This is a genomic window from Paraburkholderia sp. HD33-4, from assembly GCF_021390635.1.
Taxonomy (GTDB): Bacteria; Pseudomonadota; Gammaproteobacteria; order Burkholderiales; family Burkholderiaceae; genus Paraburkholderia.
Map to the genome: position 1 here is coordinate 675,972 of NZ_JAJEJS010000002.1, position 22,023 is coordinate 697,994.

Consider the following 22,023-nt stretch of genomic DNA (forward strand, 5'->3'; position numbering starts at 1 on the left):
ATCGGCGGCCGAAGCAAACGAGGTTGTATGTTTTACCACGTGACGTATGCGATGCAACACGGTTTCCTTCACTGGAAGACACCGCTCAATACGTCGTTGTTGAATCATGATGTCGTCGAAATCAATAGTAGTACTATAAATAAGCGGAGATACGTCGATGAAGAAAACGGTCCTTCTGGTCGCAGCGCTGAGCACATTTTCTGGTGTTGTTCATGCACAAAGTAGTGTCACTCTCTTCGGTATCGTCGATACCGGTCTCGTGTACACCAGCAACAACGGCGGCCATTCGTCTTGGCAATTGACAAGTGGGAATGAATCGGGTGTTGAGGTCTGGCTGAGCCACTCCTATCGGAGTCGATGACGGCCTGCCTCGTTCTTGATCCCCAAGAGGCAACCACCAGCCAGTGCTCGCGAGGGTCGGTCAAGACTTGGAAATAACTTCTCGGTGTGCCGTCCCAGAGGCGGTTTATCTCTTCGCTATTCAATATCGCGCTTCTCGTCGAAATCCTCTTGAGCCCGGCGGCTCCCTGAGGTCGAAGCAGGTCGCCTCCATAACGCAAGTCGGATATCGCAGCGACATCAGTGCGGAACTCCTATGACATAACTGCAGGCTATAAGGTTGGATGTCACAAGCTTTCGCTCTGAGTCGATCGCCCTCAAAATACCGCACTTGCTCGAAGCAGGTACATAAAGGCACCTACCTGCACATTGGTTGCAATCGACGATGGATAGCAATTTTCTGCCAAGGCCCGCTCCAATCAACGTTTCAGCGGTATGGCGAGAGGCCTGGGAACGCCATCGCCGCTGGAAACGCAGAGGGTGCACGATACAGACTCCTAGCGATCACGGCTCGTCAATAGTGATGGCTTCGAGTGCGGCACCTCCGAGGCGTTAGTCGCACGAACTTACTTGAGATGAGTAATAAACTGTGAAGATAGGAATACCAAAGGAAACTCAACAGCATGAGCTACGCGTCGCAGCCACGCCCGCGACTGTCCAAAAACTAGTCGCGCAAGGACATCACGTTCATGTTCAGAGTGGTGCGGGTTTGGCGGCAAACTATATCGACGACGCGTTCGTTCAGGCGGGTGCTGATGTCGTTGACGCTGCTACGGCTTTTTCCGCTCAGATCGTCCTAAAGGTGCAATCGCCGAGCGATAGGGAACTGGTGATGCTCAAACCGGGCGCCGTGCTCGTTGGCATGCTCGATCCCTTCAACACCGAGAACACGGCGCGCCTCGCCGCTGCTAACGTCACCGCTTTCGCACTCGAAGCAGCGCCGCGCACAACCCGTGCGCAGAGCCTCGACGTTCTCTCGTCGCAGGCAAACATCGCAGGATACAAGGCGGTGCTGATGGCCTGCCAGTATTACCAGCGTTTCATGCCGATGCTGATGACCGCCGCCGGCACCGTCAAGGCGGCACGCATGTTGGTGCTTGGCGCGGGCGTCGCGGGCCTGCAGGCGATCGCGACGGCTAAGCGTCTGGGCGCGGTGGTCGAAGTGTCAGACGTCCGACCGGCCGTGAAGGAGCAGATCGAGTCACTCGGTGCGAAGTTCATTGACGTGCCGTTCGAAACGGATGAGGAGCGCGCGGCTGCGGAAGGTGTTGGTGGCTATGCGCGGCCGATGCCGCCAAGCTGGCTCATGCGGCAAGCGGCGGAAGTGCATGAGCGGGCGAAGGCGGCGGACATCGTCATCGCGACAGCATTGATTCCGGGGCGTCCCGCGCCGACGTTGATTTCGGTGGAAACGGTGAAGCACATGAAGCCTGGCTCTGTGATCGTCGATCTCGCCGCTGGACGCGGTCCTGAGTTCGAAGGCAGGAAAGGCGGAAACTGCCCTCTCACAGAAGTCGACCAGGTGGTAATGAGGTACGGCGTGCATATCGTCGGCCACACGAACCTCGCCTCGATGGTCGCAGCCGACGCCTCCGCGCTCTACGCACGCAATCTTCTCGACTTCCTGAAGCTCATCCTGACGAAGGAAGGTACCCTCAACATCGACCTTGCGGACGACATCGTCACGGCTACGCTCCAGTGCCGCGACGGACAGATCGCCCGAGCGCCGGCCTGACGCCGACACGGAGACGCACATGGATGTCATCAATCACACAGTGATCAACTTAATCACCTTTGTGCTGGCCGTTTATGTCGGCTATCACGTAGTTTGGAACGTCACCCCCGCGCTGCATACACCTCTCATGGCCGTGACCAACGCGATTTCGGCGATCGTCATCGTCGGCGCGATGCTCGCGGCGGGTCTCACGGTCGGCGTCGCGGGCAAGGCCTTCGGCACCTTCGCCGTACTGCTCGCAGCGGTAAACGTGTTCGGCGGCTTTCTTGTCACGAGGCGAATGCTTGAAATGTTCAAGAAGAAGGCATCGAAGAAGGTCACGAGCAAGGAGTGCGTCTAAATGAGCATGAATGTCGTCACACTTCTGTATCTCGTTGCCTCGGTGTGTTTCATCCAAGCTTTGAAGGGCTTGTCGAATCCGAAGGCCGCGCGCATTGGCAATACCTTCGGCATGGTTGGCATGGCTATCGCCATTCTTACGACGCTCCTGCTGATCGTGAAGCAGGCTGCTTATCTGCAAGCGAATCTGACGCTTGGGCTTTCGTTGCTATGCGCGGCATTAATCGTCGGTGGCGGTGCGGGCGCGTACGTCGCCGCGAAAGTCGAGATGACCAAAATGCCTGAACTTGTTGCGGCGATGCACTCGCTGATTGGTCTTGCGGCTGTCTGTATCGCGTACGCGGTGGTTGCGGAGCCGTACGCGTTCGGACTCGCTGCGCCCGACGTGCCGATTCCGTACGGGAATCGCGTTGAGCTGTTCATCGGCACGTTTGTCGGCGCGATAACGTTCTCGGGTTCGGTCATCGCATTCGGTAAGCTCTCGGGCAAGTACAAGTTCCGGTTGTTTCAGGGCGCGCCCGTCAGATATTCGGGACAACATTGGATCAACCTGCTGCTCGCCATCGCGATGGTCGGCTTCGGCGTGATCTTTATGCTGACGGACTCGTGGCTGCCGTTCATCATCATGACGGTCATCGCGTTCGGGCTCGGCGTGCTAATCATCATTCCGATCGGCGGCGCGGACATGCCGGTGGTCGTTTCGATGCTCAACTCGTACTCTGGCTGGGCAGCAGCCGGCATTGGCTTTTCGCTGAACAATCCGATGCTAATCATCGCAGGTTCGCTCGTGGGTTCATCGGGTGCGATCCTTTCATACATCATGTGCAAGGCGATGAACCGGTCGTTTTTCAACGTGATTCTCGGCGGCTTTGGTGGTGAGTCGGGTGGTGCGACCGCGAACGTGTCTGCGGAGAAACGGCCGGTGAGGTCCGGTTCGGCCGATGATGCCGCGTTCATGCTTGGCAATTCAGAGAGCGTCGTGATCGTGCCGGGGTATGGTCTTGCCGTGGCGCGCGCGCAGCACGCGTTGAAGGAGCTGACCGACAAACTCGTGGAGAAGGGCATCGACGTGCGGTATGCGATTCACCCCGTCGCGGGGCGAATGCCGGGGCACATGAACGTACTACTGGCCGAGGCCGAGGTACCTTACGAGATGGTGGAGGAGATGGAGGACATCAACGGTGAGTTTGGCCAGACGGATGTGGTGCTGGTGCTTGGGGCGAATGACGTTGTGAATCCGGCGGCGAAAACCGATCCCAAATCGCCGATCGCGGGTATGCCTATCTTGGAAGCGCACAAGGCACGGACGGTTATCGTTAATAAGAGGTCGATGGCGGCGGGCTACGCTGGTCTCGACAACGAACTGTTCTATATGGACAAGACGATGATGGTGTTCGGAGATGCGAAGAAGGTGGTGGAGGACATGATGAAGGCGGTCGAATAGCCACGAAATGGGCTACGGTCCTTCGGTCGCAGAGGCGCCGATAATGCGCGCCGAGCGCAAAGTCGTTGGCTGACGCTCACGGCCGTAAGCCTCAGCGCCGTGCCCGGTTGGTGGAGCGTCGGGTGCGCGCGCTCACTATATTGCCGCCGCTGGTCTTCGTACCTGGACACAACTCGCGCCACGAGCTGAAGTGCTTGAATTTCGCAAAGCGGCTCAGATCTGACCCGATCTCCGAAAGGATCGTCATCACGGTGGTGACCGACCGGTCGTTGATGCGCGTGAGATCCACCCCCGCGCAGCTTGCAAGAGGGCCAACTGCCGTGACGTCCGAGCGGTGCTAGCAGCGTGTCGATCGCGTCGTATTCGAGGATGTGCTGTGCGAGACTGTCGAACATCGCCGGTGCCAGACCGAGCACGAACACGTGCTCATCGCGCGAATTGCCCGGCAGCACCGGTTCGATTTCGGTGGCGCTTGCCTTCGCGCGGCCGCGGCGGTGGCCGGCGAGCACCACCTATGGGTTGCGCTCGTGCCTCACCCAGCTACACTGCTCGGTGAGCAGCATCACGTAGACCTCGGCGGCCGGGCGCTAGGCTGCCCGCGACGGCACCAGGCTCATGGGCAAACGCCCGAGCTAAGGGGGCGCATGCTGATTCCGTCGTGGCGTTTTCTTGACGGCGCGGCTATAAAAAAAGGCCGAAGATGGCGCGGGCGCTCGTTCGCGATGATGGGTTGTTCGGCCGCGCAGCGCGCGACTAGCGCGCGAGATCGAAAGCCAATTGAGCGAGTGGTTCATTCTCTCCGACTCGCCGATTCATGCTCCCGATACATAAGTGCATGCCATTTCTGCCGGCTACTGCGTGAACACACGATCAAATAAACTATTCCACGAACGGTTATTCAAGCCGCTTCATCAGGCGTAGGAGACCAGTCCAAAGCTTTGTTTTGAAGTTAATCAGTCTTGGTCGATAGGGAAAGAGGTCTTGACCACGGCCAGGAATCGGCGTTTGGCCTCACGACGTCGATGGATACTAGAATTCTGGAGAGTGCAATGAATCGATTTGATGGAAAGACTGTCATCGTTACTGGGGCAGCTAGCGGAATAGGCAAGGCATGTGTGAGTCGCCTCATCACGGAAGGAGCGGCGATCGTGGCCGCTGATGTCAATTCCGAAGAAGTTGACAAGGTTGTGCGCGAATTCGAACATAGCGGGCGGATTGTGGGTGTCTGTGCGGACGTTTCAAACCGGGCTCAGGTCGAGTCGATGATAGCGACTGCTCGGAAGCAATCCAAAACGCTGTTCGGATTGGTCAATTCAGCTGGGGTACGTGGGGTTGGTAGGCTTCTGAATTTTGAGCCCGACGTATGGCGCCGCGTGCTCGACGTGAATCTTGAAGGCACCTTCAACACCTGTCAGTACTTTGCTCGAGCGTTAGCAGAGTTGAACAGTGCAGGTTCGATCGTAAATGTAAGTTCTGCGGCCGGGATAATGGCCATCGAGAGTCGTCTGGGGTACGTTGCCTCCAAGTTCGGCGTGTGTGGCTTGACCAGGGCAATGGCGCTCGAACTTGCACCACTCGGTATCCGAGCGAACGTGGTAGCGCCCGGTACGATCCGTACTCCGATGACAGGTCCGATGTTTGCGGATCCGGCCGACGCTGAACGTATTCGTGCCGCACATCCTCTTGGACGCGAGGGACGTCCAGAAGAGGTCGCCGCAGCTGTCACTTTCCTTCTATCAGAGGATGCAAGTTTCATTACTGGTGTGGTTCTGCCGGTGGATGGCGGTTCCACAACCGGTATTCCGCAACCAGCAGAACGTTAAAAATCCGGGTATCACGCGCGAGGATGAAGGTGGCGGCGACACAAAGATACGATTTCCGAACTCCTGTGCATTCACCGTCGCCTGAATGTGTGCGCATCCCATCGTTGCATATAACTTCCGCCGGAGATTACGCTGGTGAGCTAAACGGTTGTTCTTCGCGGCGCGCTTGGTGTTGCGCCGCCTCCTCGCGCGCTCAAGACGCGCACATTGGCTACATGGCTACAACATAGACCAGGAACGCTTATTCCGCAGCCCCCCGGCTCGTCCGCCGCACACTTTGTTAGCTAGAAGCGTAGAGGCAGAGACAGTTGCATCAGTGAGCACGATGGGGAGCGTATGGCGCTGGCACGCAGTCCTCCCCGGAGGACGGGTATTGCCTAATAGTCAAAAGTCGACCAAACGGAAGTGATTGTCCAGTGACCGCCCGTATTTGAGGCACCAATTGCCACCGTTTCGTATGGAGCGTCGCGTAGCCGGAGTAGGGCTACTGCGCGACGGGGCTGGGGTTGCGCTTGCGAGACCTCGTATATCAGAAATGGAAGAACGGGTGACGGTGCGTCGCCCTCAACCATTAAGGGCAATACCGCCTCGTTTATCGTTCTGTATTCTGCGAAAGCGCCGGCGTGCTTCGTAAGGGCTAACGCCGCCGCAAGATTCACTCGGCTACCGCTCTTTTCGAAGAGGAATGGAATAGCCGCACCATGGTCACGCAGCCTCCACAACCAAAGCCGCAACTCAAGAGGCATCTCCGATGGGTCGCGATTGAGAGTTGTGTCCTCACCGATCGACTTTCTAAGCATTCCGGGCTTCGCTGCACCGGTAAGCCATTCATCCAAAAAAGTGCGATAGAACTGGACGAGGACAGGGTCAGCGCCATGCTGTGCTTGTCCTTTACTGGTTAGGTCGGGCAGCTTAGGACCGTTCCACCGGACCGGCAGCCATCCGGGGCCATCTCGCAAGCTGACACCGTCGAGAAAGGTAGTATCTGATATTCCATGCGAGGAGAACCACGCCGCCTTTTGTGCCTTGGTTTTGGCGGACGAGAAGCTTGCAATCTGGCTGGAAATTGATTCCCACGCAGCCGCACGCCTTTTCTTACCGTCCACAGCTGGATAGATCGACAGCATCTCATAAGTCGCGCGAGCCAACTGCAAGACATCTTGCGGCCAGTTGCGCCACGGGCACACTATCCTATAGAAATCGCCCACGATACTTGCGGCATACAGAGCGGCGAGCAAAAATACAATCCAGAACCAAGTCATGTTGATGTTTAACATGGCGTTTGGCGAACCGATTAGGCCACACACAATAGTCGCCGCAAATGCGAATGTGCTGAATATTTGTAGGGCGACGATCAAGAGTGCCGGCATGCGAAACGAGTAATCTCGACTGGGTTTCGCGATGGGTATGTTTCTTCGATCGGTCTCGCCGGAGAGGCTGGGGGATGAAAAAACCGCGAAGAAGATAAAAGATATCAACAGCGCCATGCCTGCGCCGTATGCGTACAGCCAAAAAGGCACTGGTAGGGCGTATGGAGTCGCGAACGCATGTGCCTCAGAAGTGGGACTGTAGAATGCTGGAAGAATCACCCACGCGCTGAGCAGAATGCCGTACAAGGTTGGGCGATTTCGTACAGTATTCATCGAGTCAACCTTCGTTTGAACGGATTGTCGTGCAGCGCCTTCATCAGAAGTAACTACCGTTATACGTCCCTCGGCAGCAGTCGACGACGTGAGGCAGCGCGATCGGGAAAGCGGTTCGATTTCCCAATAAGATCTATGTCTTTCTGTAGTTTGGAAAGTCAACGCTAAGCTGCTCGATGACTTGGAAGCTGAGCATGTGTCGAGTATATGTCAGTGGGCGGCTTACCGTTGCAAGCAACTTCCGGGAAGCTGGTTTGCGTCAAGCGCAAAGGATCCTCATATCTAGCACTCGCCCGAAATTGGAGGGAGGAACGGCGCAGCAAGCTAGGATTCGTAGGCACACCGCCGCCACTTTTCATCGTTGCTTCGAGTTTTTGTCTAGAGCCTGGCAGGAGACGTGGCTTATATTCTGCTACGACCTTTGTGGTGGCTTGGTATCGCCCGGGTGTACGGCACTGGTTGTTCCATTTCCTTTTGCAGGGTTGTTAAACGCCAGCGCGCTCAGACGTTGGGGGAAGGGAGAAGAGAAAGCGTGCTTGCAATCGAAAGCGGAGTGCGCTGTCTGAGAGAATGCCGCGTTGCGCGCTGCGGCTTCCTCAGTTGGGTGGGAAGACACACCAGTCACCATTGGGATGACGAAAGAAATAGAAAAACAATGCCTCTGTAGCTCTGCTTGCCTTGATAATGACGTATCTACGGTGTCCATGGCGACGTAGTAATTCAATTCCTAGCGGTACTGCGCCGTTCGGAGTTAGCCATGTCTCTACCGCTTCTTTCAGAGAACGACGTTCGATTGTCATCACTTCTTCTCCAGAGTGCGACGGTGGCACAATGACCGCAATGGCACCGGTGTGCGGACGGAAGCATCGGTTTTTCGCTCACTTCGAGCGGCGGTCCGACCGACACGCGTTGAACTAATGAGGAAATTCTAGAGCGCTGGAGGCGAAGCGGACACCCCCGTCGGAGGCAAGGACCTTTGCGCCAGGAAGGAACCTTGCCTCGAACTCGCCGCTTCGAGCGGCCAGCCGTCCCACAGGTGCGGTTTAGATTGCGACTACGGATCGCCATGTCTCCGACATTGCATAAAGGTCAGGCTGTCCCGCGGCTGGTGGCGTCGACGATCAACTCATATAAAGAATATCAATAGACTCCAGGCGAGTCCGAAAACGCACAAAGGTGATTTCGCTCGAAGTCAGTACCGTCAATTAGGCGAGGGCCCTGTAGCGTAAGATTCAGAATGGTCGCGTGGTCCGGCTTGTAGTCTGGCCAGTCTGTCCACGAGGGTCCCTAGGATGCCGTCGTCCAGAAGTGCATCATTTTTTCCTAATGGTGATAATCGCAGCCGTGCAGCGACGGGGCGCTGCACGGCTGATTTGAGCGCGACTGACGACCTGCTTGTAGCGGCCCGGTCGGAATCGTCTTCTGGTAACGCAAAGGAGCCGTTTAACGGCCCACGGGAATGTTCATTTTCCGGCGCACCTGACTCTTCGCATCGAGGACTCGCATTGCGAGCGGAGACCGATTTACGTTGTTGAACACGCAGCACAAGGGCTGCGACGAGTCTGGAGGATTTTACTGAAAGACGGTTCCTCGATTCATACGGATTTTCTGCATCTGCCTATATCTGCAATTCATAAGTTGGAAGCGGCTTGGATCTCGCGGAAAACACAGAGTGACTTCGCTTTCCCGCGCACGATACTCGGGCTGGGGTTTCACATAGTGTCCACATCAATTGACAGTTGCCTCTTCGCGTGCGACTCTGCTCAACACTGACGCCGCAGTCTTTTTAAGGAGATCCAAATGGTGAATGCAGAAATTGATCAATCTTCGCATGACAGCAAACTCGCACGTATGCTGGAAGAGGCTGCGCAAGTCATCGCAGACTCGTGCGATATCGGCGTAGTGCTCAACAGTCCGGATGCAGAAGTTGGCCGGGTTCTAAAGCACCATCTTGCTCGCGTTAGCGAGCGTTCACGTGCGACGGCTGATGCCACATCGGGTGCAGACAAAGACGACAGTGCTAGTGGAGGCTCGTTCTAATTCGTGCGACGCCAGGGCGTGATTCGCAAGAGGTGAATGCAACGCGCTGAGTGCATCGAGTCAGGGGCCGTGTTGGTACCGCTCACCGAGCCATGCCAACACGGTTAGATAGAAACTCACGCGCCAACCATAGCTTTCAACACGCAACTATCTCGAAATGCTCTACAAGGGGACGTTGCGCAAAGAACGGACTAACTAGTTTTTGCCACTCTTCGTAATTCGTAGATTGACGAAATCCGAGCTTATGGTGTTCGACCGTCTCCCAACACACGCGCAGAACGTATCTCTCCGAAGACTCAATAGAATGACTAATCTCGTAGCTCAAGAAGCCGGCGGATTTTGAGAGAATATTCTGTACCGCATGGGTGATCGTTCTCTCAAAGGTCTGCTGTTCACCTGCGCGAATCTCGATATCGGCAAGCTCGACTATCATGGTCTTTTCCTTTCCGTTGAATCTATCGTAGCGTCAAAGTCTTAGACGAACGGTGGGTGATAGATATGCGGGAGCTCTTACATCGGCTCCCGCCTACAGCGAAACAGGAGAATTCAACGCGACCCAATCAGGGCGCCGATGCCGGCTTATTCATTTTTTGCTGAGCTTCTGACTTCTGCTGAGCGTTTTGAAGGTTTTGAGGATACTGTGTCTGATTGCCAGCGGGACTATATCCATGCTTTTCCAGATCCTTCAGCTCGGCGTTTTTCTTTGCGCGATGGGCCTTTCGCTCAGCTTTTCGTTGAGCTTTGGCTTCCTCTTTGGATGTTGCGCTGTGAGATGCAGGCACCGCCTGTTCGGCTGTTGACTGTGCCCTCGCAGTAGGCGTTAGCGCGATACCAGCTGCTAGGCAAGGGATGCAAAGACTGATCCAAAGCTTCTTCGTTTTCATACGCTCCTCCAAGCTCGCATTCGCGAGAGTTTTTCCTTGTACAAACACGTGTCGCGTCGAGCGTTGCGTCAAGAGAAATGGCGTGAAGCACGACGCCGGGTTCGATGAGATATAGAAATTCCAATACTGACGTACTACATGGGTGCCGCGTTATAGCCGACGAATCCGTTTGTGATTCCGTCGGAAATTTCATTCTTTTGCTGCCTGTATAGTTGCCCAGTGAGTCGCCTCACTCTTATCGGTGCTTTGCATCTTTGCTACGCGGCAAAGCTTTGACTTCGTTAATGCACACTTCCTGAACATAAGCGTGTGAGGTCGGAACAGACCTCATTCCCTCGGACTTTGTGACGAGTTGAACGGAGGCGGTGTCGCTGTTCGAGATAACGTTATCTTCAAACTGACGACGCGTTAGTCCTCGCCATAGTCGAAGAACTGCTCGTCTTCTGTCGAACCGTGCAGCGACGTGGTCGAGGCGTCGCACTCGACCGTCTGCGTGACGGCGTCGAAGTAGCCGGTACCCACTTCGCGCTGGTGCCTCACGGCGGTGAAGCCCTTCTCGGCGGCGGCGAACTCGGCCTGTTGCAGTTCGACGAACGCGGTCATGTTCTGGCGCGCATAGCCGTGCGCGAGGTTGAACACCGAGTAGTTGAGCGAGTGGAAGCCCGCGAGCGTGATGAACTGGAACTTGTAGCCCATCGTGCCCGGCTCGCGCTGGAATTTGGCGATGGTCGCGTCGTCCAGGTTCTTCTTCCAGTTGAACGAGGGCGAGGAGTTGTACGCGAGCAGCTTGCCCGGGAACTGCTTGTGGATTGCTTCGGCGAACTTCTTCGCGAACTCCAGATCCGGCTTGCCCGTTTCGCACCAGATCATGTTGGCATACGGCGCGTAGGCGAGGCCGCGCGAGATGGCCTGCTTGAGGCCGCTCTTCGTGCGGAAGAAGCCTTTCACGGTGCGCTCGCCGGTCAGGAACGGGCGGTCGTTGTCGTCGATGTCCGAGGTCACGAGGTCGGCGGCTTCCGCATCGGTGCGGGCGCGCAGCACGGTCGGCACGCCGCAGACGTCGGCGGCCAGACGCGCGGCCGTGAGCTTGGCGAGGTTCTCGTGCGTCGGCACGAGCACTTTGCCGCCCATGTGGCCGCACTTCTTCACCGAGGCGAGCTGGTCTTCGAAGTGCACGCCTGCTGCGCCCGCTTCGATCATGGCCTTCATCAGTTCGAACGCGTTGAGCACGCCGCCGAAGCCCGCTTCAGCGGCGGCCACGATCGGCTGGAAGCAGTCGGTGTAGCCTTCGTCGCCGGGGTTCTTGCCTTCAGACCACTGGATCTGGTCGGCGCGCGTGAGCGTGTTGTTGATGCGCTTGGCCACCTGCGGCACCGAATTGGCCAGGTGGAGCGCCTGGTCCGGGTACATTTCGCCGGCGAAATTGGCGTCGCCCGCGACTTGCAAGCCCGAGAGATAGATCGCCTTAAGGCCGGCCTTGACTTGCTGCATCGCCTGGTTGCCGGTCAGCGCGCCCAGTGCGTTGATGAACGGCTCGGTGTTCACCCCTTGCCAGAGCTTTTCGGCGGCGTTCTTCGCGAGCGTGTGCTCGCGCTGGATCGAACCGCGCAGGCGCACTACGTCTTCAGCGATGTAGTTGCGCTTGATGCCCTTCCAGCGGGGATCGGTTTCCCATTGCTGTTGAAGTTGGCGTGCTGCGTGTAAGCGCTGCATACAAATCTCCTGGCGTTTGCGGGTACATACGTGAAACGCGATTACCGTCTTCGTGAATGCTCCGAATTCGTTAGATAAGTGTAACCAGCGCTGGGCAGATTCATCTTAGCGCTACGGGCAATGATCCTTCGCATGTGATTGTCTAGCTGACGTGACGGCGGATTTCTAGAATCTTCGACATCGGGAAGTTCCGCGCAATCAGCAACGGAAGCTTTGCTCCGGAATAATGGAAAGAGGAAACTGCAAATGTACGATGCGACGACCGAAACGCAGCTCGAGGAAGCACGTGCGCTGACGCCTGCGGAGAGCGTGACGCTGTGGCTGGGGTCTTTTGAAGCGGCGCTGACCACGGGTGACCGTGCGGGAATGGAGCGGCTGTTCATTGAGGACTCGCACTGGCGGGATCTGTTCGCGTTCACGTGGAATCTGACACCGTCGGATTCCCGGGAGGCTGTCGTGTCGACATTTTTGCGCGAGCAGCCGCGCGTGCAGGCGAAGGAGTTCAAGATTGCCGAAGGCCGCACCCCGCCGCGGCGCGTGAAGCGCGCCGGCGTGGAGATTATCGAGGCGATTTTTCAATGCGAGACGGCGGTAGGGCGTTGCGTAGGTATTCTCCGGCTGCCAGTCGTCGAGACGCAGAAGGCGTGGATCATCAGCACCGCGTTGCGTGAACTGAAGGGCTTCGAGGAGCCGGTGGACAAGAAGCGCCCCGACGGTGCGAACAAGCGCACGTTTGGTGGCCAGGCGTGGGGTGAACGGCGCGCGCAGGAGCAGGAATACGCCGACCGCGAGCCGGCGGTGCTGATTGTCGGCGGCGGGCACAATGGTCTGGCGATTGCTGCGCGCCTGCGCCTGCTGGGCGTGGACGCGCTGGTGGTCGAGCGGCTGCCCAAAGTCGGCGATGTCTGGCGCAAGCGCTACAGCGCGCTCGCACTGCACAACGAAATCCATCTGAACCACATGCCGTACATGCCGTTCCCGTCGAGCTGGCCGAAGTACCTGCCCAAGGACATGCTGGGCGACTGGCTGGAGGCGTATGCCGTTGCGATGGAATGCAACGTCTGGACCAACACGAATTTTGTGCAAGGCCGCTACGATGAAGCGCGCGGCGAGTGGACGGCACGGGTGCGTCGTGCAGACGGCACGGAGCGCGTGCTGCATCCGCGTCACATTGTGTTCGCCAACGGTGTGGTCGGCGAGCCGAAGATGCCCGACGTGCCCGGACTGAAGGACTTCGCGGGCAAGCTGATCCACGCGCAGGGGTTCGAGAGCGGTGCGCCGTGGAAGGGCAAGAACGTGCTGGTGCTGGGTGTGGGCAACAGCGCGCACGACATCGCGCAGGATCTGCATGCGCACGGCGCGAACGTGAAGATGATCCAGCGCGGTTCGCTGACGGTGTTCAGCGTGAAGGCGGCCAGTATCAACCACGCGATCTACTACCAGGAGAACCTGCCGCTGGAGGACTGCGACCTGATCGCGACCAGCAATACGGCAGACGTGTTGCTGCGCGGTTACAAGCTGGCCACGCAGCGCATGATTGAAATCGACAAGGACCTGATTGAAGGTCTGCAGGCGAGGGGGTTCAAGCTGGACTTTGGTCCGGAGAACGGCGGTCACCAGATGAAGATTCGCCGGAACCACGGCGGCTATTACCTGAACGTGGGATGTTCGGACCTGATTGTCAGCGGCGACGTGGGTCTGCTTCACTACGAAGACCTCGACCGCTTCGTGCCCGAAGGCGCGCTGATGAAGGACGGACACATCGAGAAGGCGGACCTGGTGGTGGCGGCGACGGGTTATCACCCGCCGACGGACGTGGTGCGTGAGCTCCTGGGCGAAGAGATTGTCCAGAAGATCGGGCCGATCTGGGGGACGGACAGCACCGGCGAGATGGCCAACATGTACAAGCCGACCGCGCAGAAGGGTCTGTGGATCACGGGCGGCGGCTTCGCGCAGGGTCGTGTGTGGTCGCACTACGTCGCCCTGCAGATCAAGGCCCGTGAAGCCGGTCTCGTGGATTGAACTTGGTCAATAGTCCGCTGAGAAAATGGGGGTGGACCGCGGCGGCAATGACTTGCCGTTGATGCGAGGATTGGGGCGAACAGCTCTGCGATCTCGGGCCGAATTGGCCTCGGGGCACAGAGCTTGTTTGCCTTTTGGGCTGGGCAGCGCACGCATCGCGGCGGAGCCCTGAAGTAGTATTTCGAAGGGACGACTCCCGCAGGCGAAGCTCCGTCGCCGGGACATTCCTTCCCGCCTCGAGAGACATTGTCACCGGTCCGTTGCGAGGGCGCCTCGCGTTCCGGATATGTATTCCTCGTCGTGCCGGAACGCGCTTTGTCCCCTGTATAATTGATTGAATAGGAGATGCAGCGCGGAGACTGTCTTTCCATATCACCGCGACGCGCTCTGGCGGCCGCGTGTCGTCGCGTCTGTCTCCGTTTTTGGGAGGGGTGGCATCTGGCAGAGCTCTACGGCCAGAAAGTTGTTTCTGACAGGTCGACGCCTAAAAATATGATCCGCCGTATGCAATGGCGGCACGGAGACGTTTGATGGATGAATTTACGCAGGTTAGAACGTTCTTGAAGGTGGTCGAGGCGGGAAGCTTTTCGGCGGCCGCCAGGGAAGCGTCCGCAGTCAGTTCTGTCGCACGCCAGGTGAAGTCTCTCGAGGACGAACTTGGTGCTCGTCTGTTGAATCGAAATAGCCGGAATCTCTCTCTCACGGAAGCAGGGCGTCGGCTCTACGAGCGCGCAACGACCATCGTCAACGACTTTGATTCGGTAAAGTCCGAGATCAAATCGCTGCAAGAAGAGGTGAAGGGGGTGCTTCGGGTATCCCTCCGAGTTACTGCTGGCGCGAGCTTTGTCGTTCCTGCATTGCCGAGGCTCTTGGAGCGGTACCCGGATCTGACAGTAGACGTGACGCTTACGGATGAACGACGCGACTTAATTGCCAATAATATTGATGTTGCGATATGGTTGGGTGTTCTTCCCGACGCGGAGATTGTCGCGCGTCGCATCAGTCCAACCCGTCGCATTGTCTGCGGATCGACTGCTTATTTTCGTAAGCATGGTGTGCCGAGAGATCCAGACGAGCTGCAAAATCACCAGTGCATCGTTTTCGCCGCGCCAACGTATGACAACCGATGGCGTTTTACGAAAGGCGAAGAGTACAAAGAAATTGAGGTGAGTGGTCCGGTTCGCGCTGACAACGGCATGGTGCTGCTTGGGTGTGCTTTGGCCGACATGGGATTAGTCGTTGTGCCGGATTACATGGTGCGTCACCACATTGCCGATGGCACGTTGATGAAAGTCCTTGGCGACTACACTGTAGCGCCGCATTCGGACCACGCCGATCTTTTTGCTGTATATGTGAGTAGTCGTGGCCTTTCGCGCAAGGTGAGGGTCTTCGTTGACTTTCTCGTCGAGATCTTCGAAGAGCTTAATTGACTAGGTGCTGAGGCAGGTTGTAGAAGCGCATTGCGGTGCGCCAGAAGACGTCCTCTTTTTCAGAGGGCGTCGCTCCCTCGCACAAGAGTTTCAGCGCGTTGAGCCCAATCCCATAACCGTAGCTGCCCTTGTCGACAGGAAAATTGCTTCCGTACATGCAGCGCGATGAGCCGAACGTCTCCAGACACGTTTCGACCCAAGGCCGCCAAGCGCTCGCTAGTTCCGCGGAAGACGGCGCTACATCGCGCGAATCAAAGCCAAATGCCGAGAGGCGCATGCCAAGCCCACTGAGCTTTACCGTCACGTTCGGCGATTTGGCGAGTTCGCGAATAGCGTCGCTCCATCGAGCGAATACCTCTTCGTTGCGGCCCTGATACTGACCGCTAAGGGCAATGCCACCGCAGTGATCCAGCACGATTCTCAACTGCGGAAAGCTCCGGGCGAGGGCAGTTACATGCGGAATTTGGGTGAAGAGCACCCAAGCGTCAAATGTCAAACCAAGTTCGGCGAGCTCACCCATGGCTGCGCCGACGGCCGGCGATTCAAACATGTCCGGCGCCGTCGGGTAGCTTGAATTAAATAGGCTGGGATCACTGTCCCAAGTTGCTGGTTGACGTATTCCGCAGAATCGGCCTCCGGTCAAAGAAGTCCCACCACCGGCCTGGATGTGAGCTTCCAGTACAGGCCGGATGGCTTGGCCCAAGCGCAAGTCGGCATAACCAACGATGCCGGCGCACAGGCGCGACTCTCCGTAGATTCCGCTTGCCGACATAGCGGCCATGCCGTTGACGAACTCAGTTTCGCCAACGGGCTTCATTTCCTCGGGACCTTCAGCACGCTGCATCGCTCGAGCTTGCACGAAGACAGAGCCACGGACATTGTGTCCGCAACGGATGTCCTCGAGCATGTCCTCGAGCAAATACCGCTTGCCCGGGCGATCATACAAGTGGTGATGCGCGTCTATCACTGGCAAAGTCGCGGCCATTGGTTCCTCATGTCGCGAAGCAAGCCAATCAGGCCGTATCGCGAAATGTAAAGGGTCTGCGCTTGTCATGGAGATCTTCGCTTTTACTGAAATTCGGATCAGCTCGCTGGCTTTGACAGGCTAGCGAGCAGCTGTCACGCCGCCATCGACCACCAGTTGGGTTGCGGTGATGTAATTGGCCTCGTCGCTGACCAGAAACAAGACAGCGTTCGCGATGTCCCACGCGTCCCCCATGCGACCCATAGGAATCGCTGCGTGACGCTGTGCAATGAGGTCTTTCGCGTCGTCAAATCCGAGTTGCTTGATCAGCCGGTTCTCAACCAAAGGAGTGTGCATCATCCCAGGGACAACGACGTTAACGCGAATGCCTTTCTTCACATAAGCGATTGCTGTTGCGCGACTGAAAGATACGACTCCGGCCTTCGACGCGGCATATGCCACATGTACCCGTCCCCCCACCTGATGGCTCATGTAGCCGATGCTCGAGATGTTGACGATCGCGCCACCTTTGCCGGTGTCGGCGAACTGCTGCTCCATAATGGGCAACACATGTTTGCAACCGAGGAATGTCGTCTTGAGGTTCAGTTCCATCTGACCATCCCACGTCTCCTCGCTCATGGAAACAGGATCGCCCGGGGCGCTTCCGCCGACGTTGTTGACCAGGATGTCGATTTTTCCGAACTGCGAAACGCATTCGTCGACCGCTGCCTTGACATCATCGCTCGAAGTCATATTGCACACTCGACCTTTCCAGCGGTCGCCCAGGCCTTCGGTCTCCATCGCGGAAGAAGTGCCAAGGAGTGCGTCCTTGTTGATATCGACACCGAAGACCTTTGCGCCGCGACGCGCAAGCAACACTGCCGTCGCCTTTCCGTTGCCCCAACCCTCACCTACGGAGGCCGCGCCCGTCACGAAAGCCACCTTGCCGCTTAGATCCAGCATGTCGATATCCTCATAGTAATAGAGCTACGTCAACTGCGCGATGCGCCGACTGCGCACAGCCCAGTGTGTAGTCTCTTGCATTGCGCGCAAGCTGCGCGTGCACAAAAGGCCCGCCTCCCGAGCCTCAATCACGACAAAATTATAGAAATGAAGGCTCCGCCTCACTAGGCAGCCGAGTGGCAAGCATCATTGCTCCGGACGCAATGGTGAATCCGGTTACGAAGCCCGCTCGTGCCTATAATTGTCTATGTAACGTCGGCTTTGAAAATGACGAGCGTATTCGCATTGATAACGAATGGAGGAGTCTTCGATGGAGCGGTTGAAGGGAAAGGTAGCGATCATCATCGGCGCCGGTCAGAGCCCGGGTGAAGCTATGGGAATCGGAAGAGCAACGACGATCAGCTTTTTGCGCGAGGGTGCCGCTGTGCTCGCCGTCGACCGCAACGCAGCAGCAGCGCGGGAAAGCGTGGAGCAGGGAGGTGAGAACGTTGATGCTGATGTTTTCGAGGCCGATGTCACAGACACGCCTCGTCTGAGTGCTGCTGTGGACGCAGCAATGAGCCGTTGGGGGCGGATCGACGTCCTCGTCTACAACGTCGGCGTGAGCGTAATGGGCGGCGAGCAGCTGCTCGACCAAATTACGGATGAAACGTTCGACCGGGTGAATCGTATCAACCTCCGAGGCGCTGTGATGGCGGCGAAGTTCGTCGAGCCGATCATGCGAAAGCAAGGCTCCGGCGCCATTGTCAGCGTGTCGTCAATCACAGCCATCGAAACTTTCACGCCGTTGATTGCGTACAGAACTAGCAAGGCAGGGTTGACTGCGTTCACTCAGTATTTCGCGATGCGCAATGCGGAATATGGTATTCGAGCTAATTCAATTCTTCCCGGGCTTATCGAAACCTCAATGGCCGTCGACACCCGGATGCGCCTGAGTGGTCGTACTCGAGAAGACATCGTGAATGAGCGCAACAGCAAGGTGCCGCTACGCAAGCAAGGCGGAAGCGCCTGGGACGTTGCCAATGCAGCTGTGTTTCTTGCGTCGGACGAGGCAGCGTTTGTTACGGGTGTATCTCTTCCGGTCGACGGTGGGGCCCTCGCTAAGATCGGATGGTAAGCGTCGAGAGAGGATAGGATCGGCACCTTGAGGTGCCGGTCTTACGTTTGGAGAGTCAGCATTTCTGCCTTTTGCAAACGCAAAATCCCGTTCCCACTATCGCGGTACATCCTCCGCTTGCCTGCGCGGCTTCTCGCATCGACGCCTCTGAGAATACCTTTACTGGCTTCGATCATTGCGCGCGGGGCAAGGATGCTTACTGTCCCCTCTGATGGTCGCCGCGACCCTCGTTCGGTACGATTCAATAAAGTTTAGTGCCGCTCGCGCCCCCGATCGATGTGGTGCACGCCAGCTACCCTTATGCGGAAAGTGCCAACCGGTAGGCATATATCAATTGATCCAGAGAGAAATAGCATGCCTGAAAGTCTCAACCAATCCATTACTGACCAGGCGCCTGCGGGTCAAGACCCGCAAACGTATGTTCTCGTTCATGGCGGGTATCACGGCGCCTGGTGCTGGAAGACCGTAGCAAATCGTCTGAGAGCGAGCGGTCACACGGTATACACCCCCACTCTCACTGGTCTCGGCGAGCGCTCCCACCTTCTCCATGTAAACCCTTCGATCGAGACCTTCATCCAGGACGTTGCGCAGGTATTGCACTATGAAGAGCTCTCCAACGTAATCTTGGTGGGTCATAGCTTTGGCGGTTCGGTTGTGTCGGCCCTGGCCGACCGCATGCCGGAGCGGTTGCGCCATCTCGTTTATTTGGATGCGCAATTGCTCCAATCGGGACAAGCTCCTGTCGACACAGTGTCGCCGGAGACCATTGAGGTCTACAGGCAAAGAGCTGTGGCAACCGGGGGCGTTAGCGTCCCGCCCGGCCCACCGGAAAACTTTGGAATTTCAGACCCACAAATGATTGAATGGGTCAAGAAGCTCCTCACGCCGCATCCGTATCGCACGTACTTTGACAAGCTCAGCTTGGAGCATCCGCTCGGAAACGGCAAGCCGGTCACATACATCGCATGTTCGAAGCCATATTTTGCGAATATTGCCTCTTCGCGAGAATATGCGAAGGCACAAGACCGCTGGAGATACCTAGAGATTGCGACGGGACATGACGCGATGTTGACTGAACCGGAGGAGTTGACGCGAATGTTGGAAGATATTTGTTGAGGATCCGAACGCCGGTGCTTTATCCGAGCAACCATTCGTCTACGTGATGGGGCTTGCTACGCTTAGGGGGACTCAAGTATCCAGTTGCAAGCGTCGCAGGCAAGTTCAAAAAAGTGCCTTGTTTAACAATCCAGTCGCGCACTTGTCGACCCAGCATGGATGTGGAGGTGGCGCGCGGAAATGATCGCTTACTCCGATGCGCGTTGGATTTGAACGACGAAATCAGCCTTTGAAGCCATGTCCAAGTCTCCGGTCTCGCAAAAAATTCAGAAAGGGAATCAAGAGCAAGACGAGCGTCGACTGACCATTACGTTATGGTTGGTCGCCGCGTCGTTTTTCATGCAGGCGCTGGATACGACAATCGTCAACACGGCATTGCCGGCGATGGCGAGAAGCTTGGGCGAGTCGCCACTGCATATGCAGTCGGTGATAATCGCCTATTCGCTAACGATGGCGCTCACTATTCCGTTATCTGGATTCTTGGCCGATAGGCTGGGCACTCGTCGTATCTTCTTCTGGGCAATCATCGTTTTCACGGTAGGTTCCCTGCTTTGTGCCAACGCACAGGCGCTCCCGCAACTAGTCATCTACCGCGTCGTCCAAGGGGTAGGAGGGGGCATGCTGTCCCCTATTGGTCGTCTGGTACTGCTCCATTCCTTTTCTCGCCAGCGTCTACTTGCCGCTCTTGGCTTCGCCTCCATCCCTGGAATGATTGGTCCACTAATTGGACCGATGCTCGGCGGGTGGCTCGTCGATGTTGCCTCATGGCATTGGATCTTTTTGATTAACGCGCCAGTGGGAATCATTGGATGCGTGATGACGGTCACACAGATGGCTGACGGAAAGACCGCCAGGTCGTCTCTTCCTTTTGATCTGAGGGGTTATGTGCTCTTGGCATTGAGCATGCTCCTGATCACCGTCGCTCTCGATGGATTCTCCGAGCTTGGGCTCCGAGGTGTGGCAGTGTTCGGCCTTATGGCGCTCGCAGTATGCTGCACCCTTGCATACATATGGCACGCGCGCGCCGCGCAAAACCCGTTGTATTCTCCCACGTTGTTCTCGATCCCCACCTTTAAGGTTGGGTTATCCGGAAACCTTTTTGCTCGTATCGGCTGCGGCGGCATGCCTTATCTGCTTCCTCTTGTGCAGCAAGTGAGTCTGGGCTATACCCCGACTCAGGCGGGGTTAATGATGCTTCCAGTCGCTGCCGCCGGAATGGCTTCAAGGAAAATCGCGATCATCCTGATTCCGAGGTTTGGCTACCGACGGGTGCTGGTTGGCAATACGCTTTTGGTTGGCGCATCCATGTCGATTCTTGCGCTTGCTTCTCCTGGTCAGCCGATTTTCGTACATGTATTGCTGTTCACTTTGTTTGGAATGGCCAATGCGGTTCAATTTACGGCAATGAACACGTTCACCCTAAAGGATCTCGATCACAACACTGCTTCAAGCGGAAACAGTCTATTTTCTTTAGCACAGATGTTGTCCATGAGTCTTGGTGTGACCGTGGCCGGCATGCTGTTGACGCAACTTACCGCGCTCATCGGAAGGCATAATCCGTCGCATATCCTTTCCGCATTTCACGTAACCTTCGTTTTACTGGGCGTGCTTACCGCCTTGTCCGCCTGGATCTTCTCGACGCGAGCGAGCGAACAAGGGGCTTGACGAAATCAAGCAAGACGCTCAAGAGCACTGGGCCGATTGCGGGTACAGTCACATGCCAGTGACAATCGGTGTAAATAAATTCTGACGGCGGATACGTTAGATTGCCTTGCCGTCTGGACGTCGCAGCATTGGACGCTTGTCAAGCAAATCAGTAGGAATACAAATTATATATGGTAATTGTTCCCCTACATTATCTACTTGGCCGAGCATTGAGCACGGTTTGAAAGGTAGGTAGTCGGTCTGTCGGTCGCCGAAGATGACCGTGTATTGAGATGAGCATTGTCGAGTCTGGGCTGACGGTCGCGAGTACACCACCGCGATGATTGCCCGGACCCACGTGAAGAATCTCAGAATGGAGCGCAGGAGCGCGGTCTCCGAGGCGAAAGGCACGGCGCCCAGCAAGTCGATTTCGCGTATCTAGCAAAAAGGTAGGTGCCTCGGCCACTGGCTTGCATTAGTGAGTCGCTGTGGGACCAATAGCGCGAAAGGTTGCGAGCGGCATCGCTCACCGCGGTACTGGGGAGCAAATTCGATGGATCGCAAACTTCAGTTTTCTTCTCGCGCCAACGGTGATCCCTGTCGCCACGCAAGGGCATGACCTTATGGTGGAAATGACTTTTCGCGCTCATGATTTGCAACGTAGGCGACGATGCGGTCTATCTACATTCGCCGACAGATCGTGTCATCGAGTTGGGTGCGCATCGGGATTTATGTGTTGGCGCTTTGATAGCGCGTACGGATCTTAACCAACTGCAAGGAGCGCGCTCGTCCGGACGCGCAGCAAAC

At 56.8% G+C, this 22,023-nt stretch carries 19 protein-coding genes; 11 read left to right on the forward strand and 8 right to left on the reverse strand.

The features are described 5' to 3' along the window. Window positions 1-157 precede the first annotated feature (157 nt). The 4 genes from L0U84_RS23005 to L0U84_RS23020 all read left to right on the forward strand — a co-directional run bounded on the left by L0U84_RS23005 (window position 158) and on the right by L0U84_RS23020 (window position 3,857). On the forward strand, window positions 158-361 hold the full coding sequence (locus L0U84_RS23005) for a porin (RefSeq protein ID WP_233852936.1): 204 nt from the start codon (window positions 158-160) through the stop codon (window positions 359-361). Window positions 362-928: 567 nt separating this feature from the next. Then, entirely contained in the window at window positions 929-2,074 is a 1,146-nt protein-coding gene (locus L0U84_RS23010) for a Re/Si-specific NAD(P)(+) transhydrogenase subunit alpha (RefSeq protein ID WP_233852937.1), read from the forward strand. A 19-nt stretch (window positions 2,075-2,093) separates the two neighbouring features. After that, window positions 2,094-2,414, forward strand: a complete 321-nt coding sequence (locus tag L0U84_RS23015; protein WP_233852938.1) for an NAD(P) transhydrogenase subunit alpha — start codon at window positions 2,094-2,096, stop codon at window positions 2,412-2,414. Continuing rightward, window positions 2,415-3,857, forward strand: coding sequence for an NAD(P)(+) transhydrogenase (Re/Si-specific) subunit beta (locus L0U84_RS23020; protein WP_233852939.1), 1,443 nt, complete (start codon window positions 2,415-2,417; stop codon window positions 3,855-3,857). A 91-nt stretch (window positions 3,858-3,948) separates the two neighbouring features. Here L0U84_RS23020 and L0U84_RS23025 read toward each other — a convergent pair whose 3' ends face one another. Next, entirely contained in the window at window positions 3,949-4,104 is a 156-nt protein-coding gene (locus L0U84_RS23025) for an IS110 family transposase (RefSeq protein WP_233856706.1), read from the reverse strand. An 802-nt stretch (window positions 4,105-4,906) separates the two neighbouring features. Here L0U84_RS23025 and L0U84_RS23030 point away from each other — a divergent pair. Further along, entirely contained in the window at window positions 4,907-5,680 is a 774-nt protein-coding gene (locus L0U84_RS23030; protein WP_233852940.1) for an SDR family NAD(P)-dependent oxidoreductase, read from the forward strand. Between the two features lie 377 nt (window positions 5,681-6,057). On the opposite strand, the gene L0U84_RS23035 is transcribed toward L0U84_RS23030, so the two are convergent. Both L0U84_RS23035 and L0U84_RS23040 read right to left on the reverse strand, forming a co-directional pair. Then, complete coding sequence (locus L0U84_RS23035) at window positions 6,058-7,296, reverse strand: hypothetical protein (protein ID WP_233852941.1); 1,239 nt, start codon at window positions 7,294-7,296, stop codon at window positions 6,058-6,060. A gap of 623 nt (window positions 7,297-7,919) precedes the next feature. After that, window positions 7,920-8,123, reverse strand: coding sequence for a hypothetical protein (locus L0U84_RS23040; protein WP_233852943.1), 204 nt, complete (start codon window positions 8,121-8,123; stop codon window positions 7,920-7,922). Window positions 8,124-9,123: 1,000 nt separating this feature from the next. On the opposite strand from L0U84_RS23040, the gene L0U84_RS23045 reads away from it, so the two are divergent. Continuing rightward, window positions 9,124-9,363, forward strand: coding sequence for a hypothetical protein (locus tag L0U84_RS23045; protein WP_233852945.1), 240 nt, complete (start codon window positions 9,124-9,126; stop codon window positions 9,361-9,363). A gap of 136 nt (window positions 9,364-9,499) precedes the next feature. On the opposite strand, the gene L0U84_RS23050 is transcribed toward L0U84_RS23045, so the two are convergent. From L0U84_RS23050 to aceA, 3 genes are all read right to left on the reverse strand, one after another. Continuing rightward, window positions 9,500-9,796 (reverse strand): antibiotic biosynthesis monooxygenase family protein, encoded by a 297-nt coding sequence (locus L0U84_RS23050; protein ID WP_233852946.1) that lies wholly within the window; start codon window positions 9,794-9,796, stop codon window positions 9,500-9,502. Between the two features lie 127 nt (window positions 9,797-9,923). Then, window positions 9,924-10,247 (reverse strand): hypothetical protein, encoded by a 324-nt coding sequence (locus tag L0U84_RS23055; RefSeq protein ID WP_233852947.1) that lies wholly within the window; start codon window positions 10,245-10,247, stop codon window positions 9,924-9,926. Between the two features lie 408 nt (window positions 10,248-10,655). Next, window positions 10,656-11,960 carry an isocitrate lyase gene (gene aceA / locus L0U84_RS23060; protein WP_233852948.1) on the reverse strand — a complete coding sequence of 435 codons (1,305 nt, stop codon included), beginning with the start codon at window positions 11,958-11,960 and terminating at the stop codon, window positions 10,656-10,658. Between the two features lie 246 nt (window positions 11,961-12,206). On the opposite strand from aceA, the gene L0U84_RS23065 reads away from it, so the two are divergent. After that, window positions 12,207-13,982 (forward strand): flavin-containing monooxygenase, encoded by a 1,776-nt coding sequence (locus L0U84_RS23065; RefSeq protein WP_233852949.1) that lies wholly within the window; start codon window positions 12,207-12,209, stop codon window positions 13,980-13,982. A gap of 530 nt (window positions 13,983-14,512) precedes the next feature. After that, a complete protein-coding gene (locus tag L0U84_RS23070; protein WP_233852950.1) occupies window positions 14,513-15,412 on the forward strand; it encodes a LysR family transcriptional regulator in 900 nt (299 codons plus the stop codon). Here the strand turns inward: L0U84_RS23070 and L0U84_RS23075 are convergent. Both L0U84_RS23075 and L0U84_RS23080 read right to left on the reverse strand, forming a co-directional pair. Beyond that, window positions 15,405-16,397, reverse strand: coding sequence for an amidohydrolase family protein (locus tag L0U84_RS23075; RefSeq protein ID WP_233852951.1), 993 nt, complete (start codon window positions 16,395-16,397; stop codon window positions 15,405-15,407). The two genes, L0U84_RS23070 and L0U84_RS23075, sit on opposite strands and share 8 nt — an antisense overlap. A 120-nt stretch (window positions 16,398-16,517) precedes the next feature. Further along, window positions 16,518-17,339, reverse strand: coding sequence for an SDR family NAD(P)-dependent oxidoreductase (locus L0U84_RS23080; RefSeq protein WP_233852952.1), 822 nt, complete (start codon window positions 17,337-17,339; stop codon window positions 16,518-16,520). Between the two features lie 310 nt (window positions 17,340-17,649). On the opposite strand from L0U84_RS23080, the gene L0U84_RS23085 reads away from it, so the two are divergent. The 3 genes from L0U84_RS23085 (at window position 17,650) to mdtD (ending at window position 21,237) form a co-directional block, all read left to right on the forward strand. Continuing rightward, complete coding sequence (locus tag L0U84_RS23085) at window positions 17,650-18,456, forward strand: SDR family NAD(P)-dependent oxidoreductase (RefSeq protein WP_233852953.1); 807 nt, start codon at window positions 17,650-17,652, stop codon at window positions 18,454-18,456. Window positions 18,457-18,810: 354 nt separating this feature from the next. Next, window positions 18,811-19,572 carry an alpha/beta fold hydrolase gene (locus tag L0U84_RS23090; RefSeq protein WP_233852954.1) on the forward strand — a complete coding sequence of 254 codons (762 nt, stop codon included), beginning with the start codon at window positions 18,811-18,813 and terminating at the stop codon, window positions 19,570-19,572. Window positions 19,573-19,809: 237 nt separating this feature from the next. Then, complete coding sequence (mdtD, locus tag L0U84_RS23095) at window positions 19,810-21,237, forward strand: multidrug transporter subunit MdtD (protein WP_233852955.1); 1,428 nt, start codon at window positions 19,810-19,812, stop codon at window positions 21,235-21,237. The last annotated feature ends 786 nt before the right edge of the window (window positions 21,238-22,023 follow it).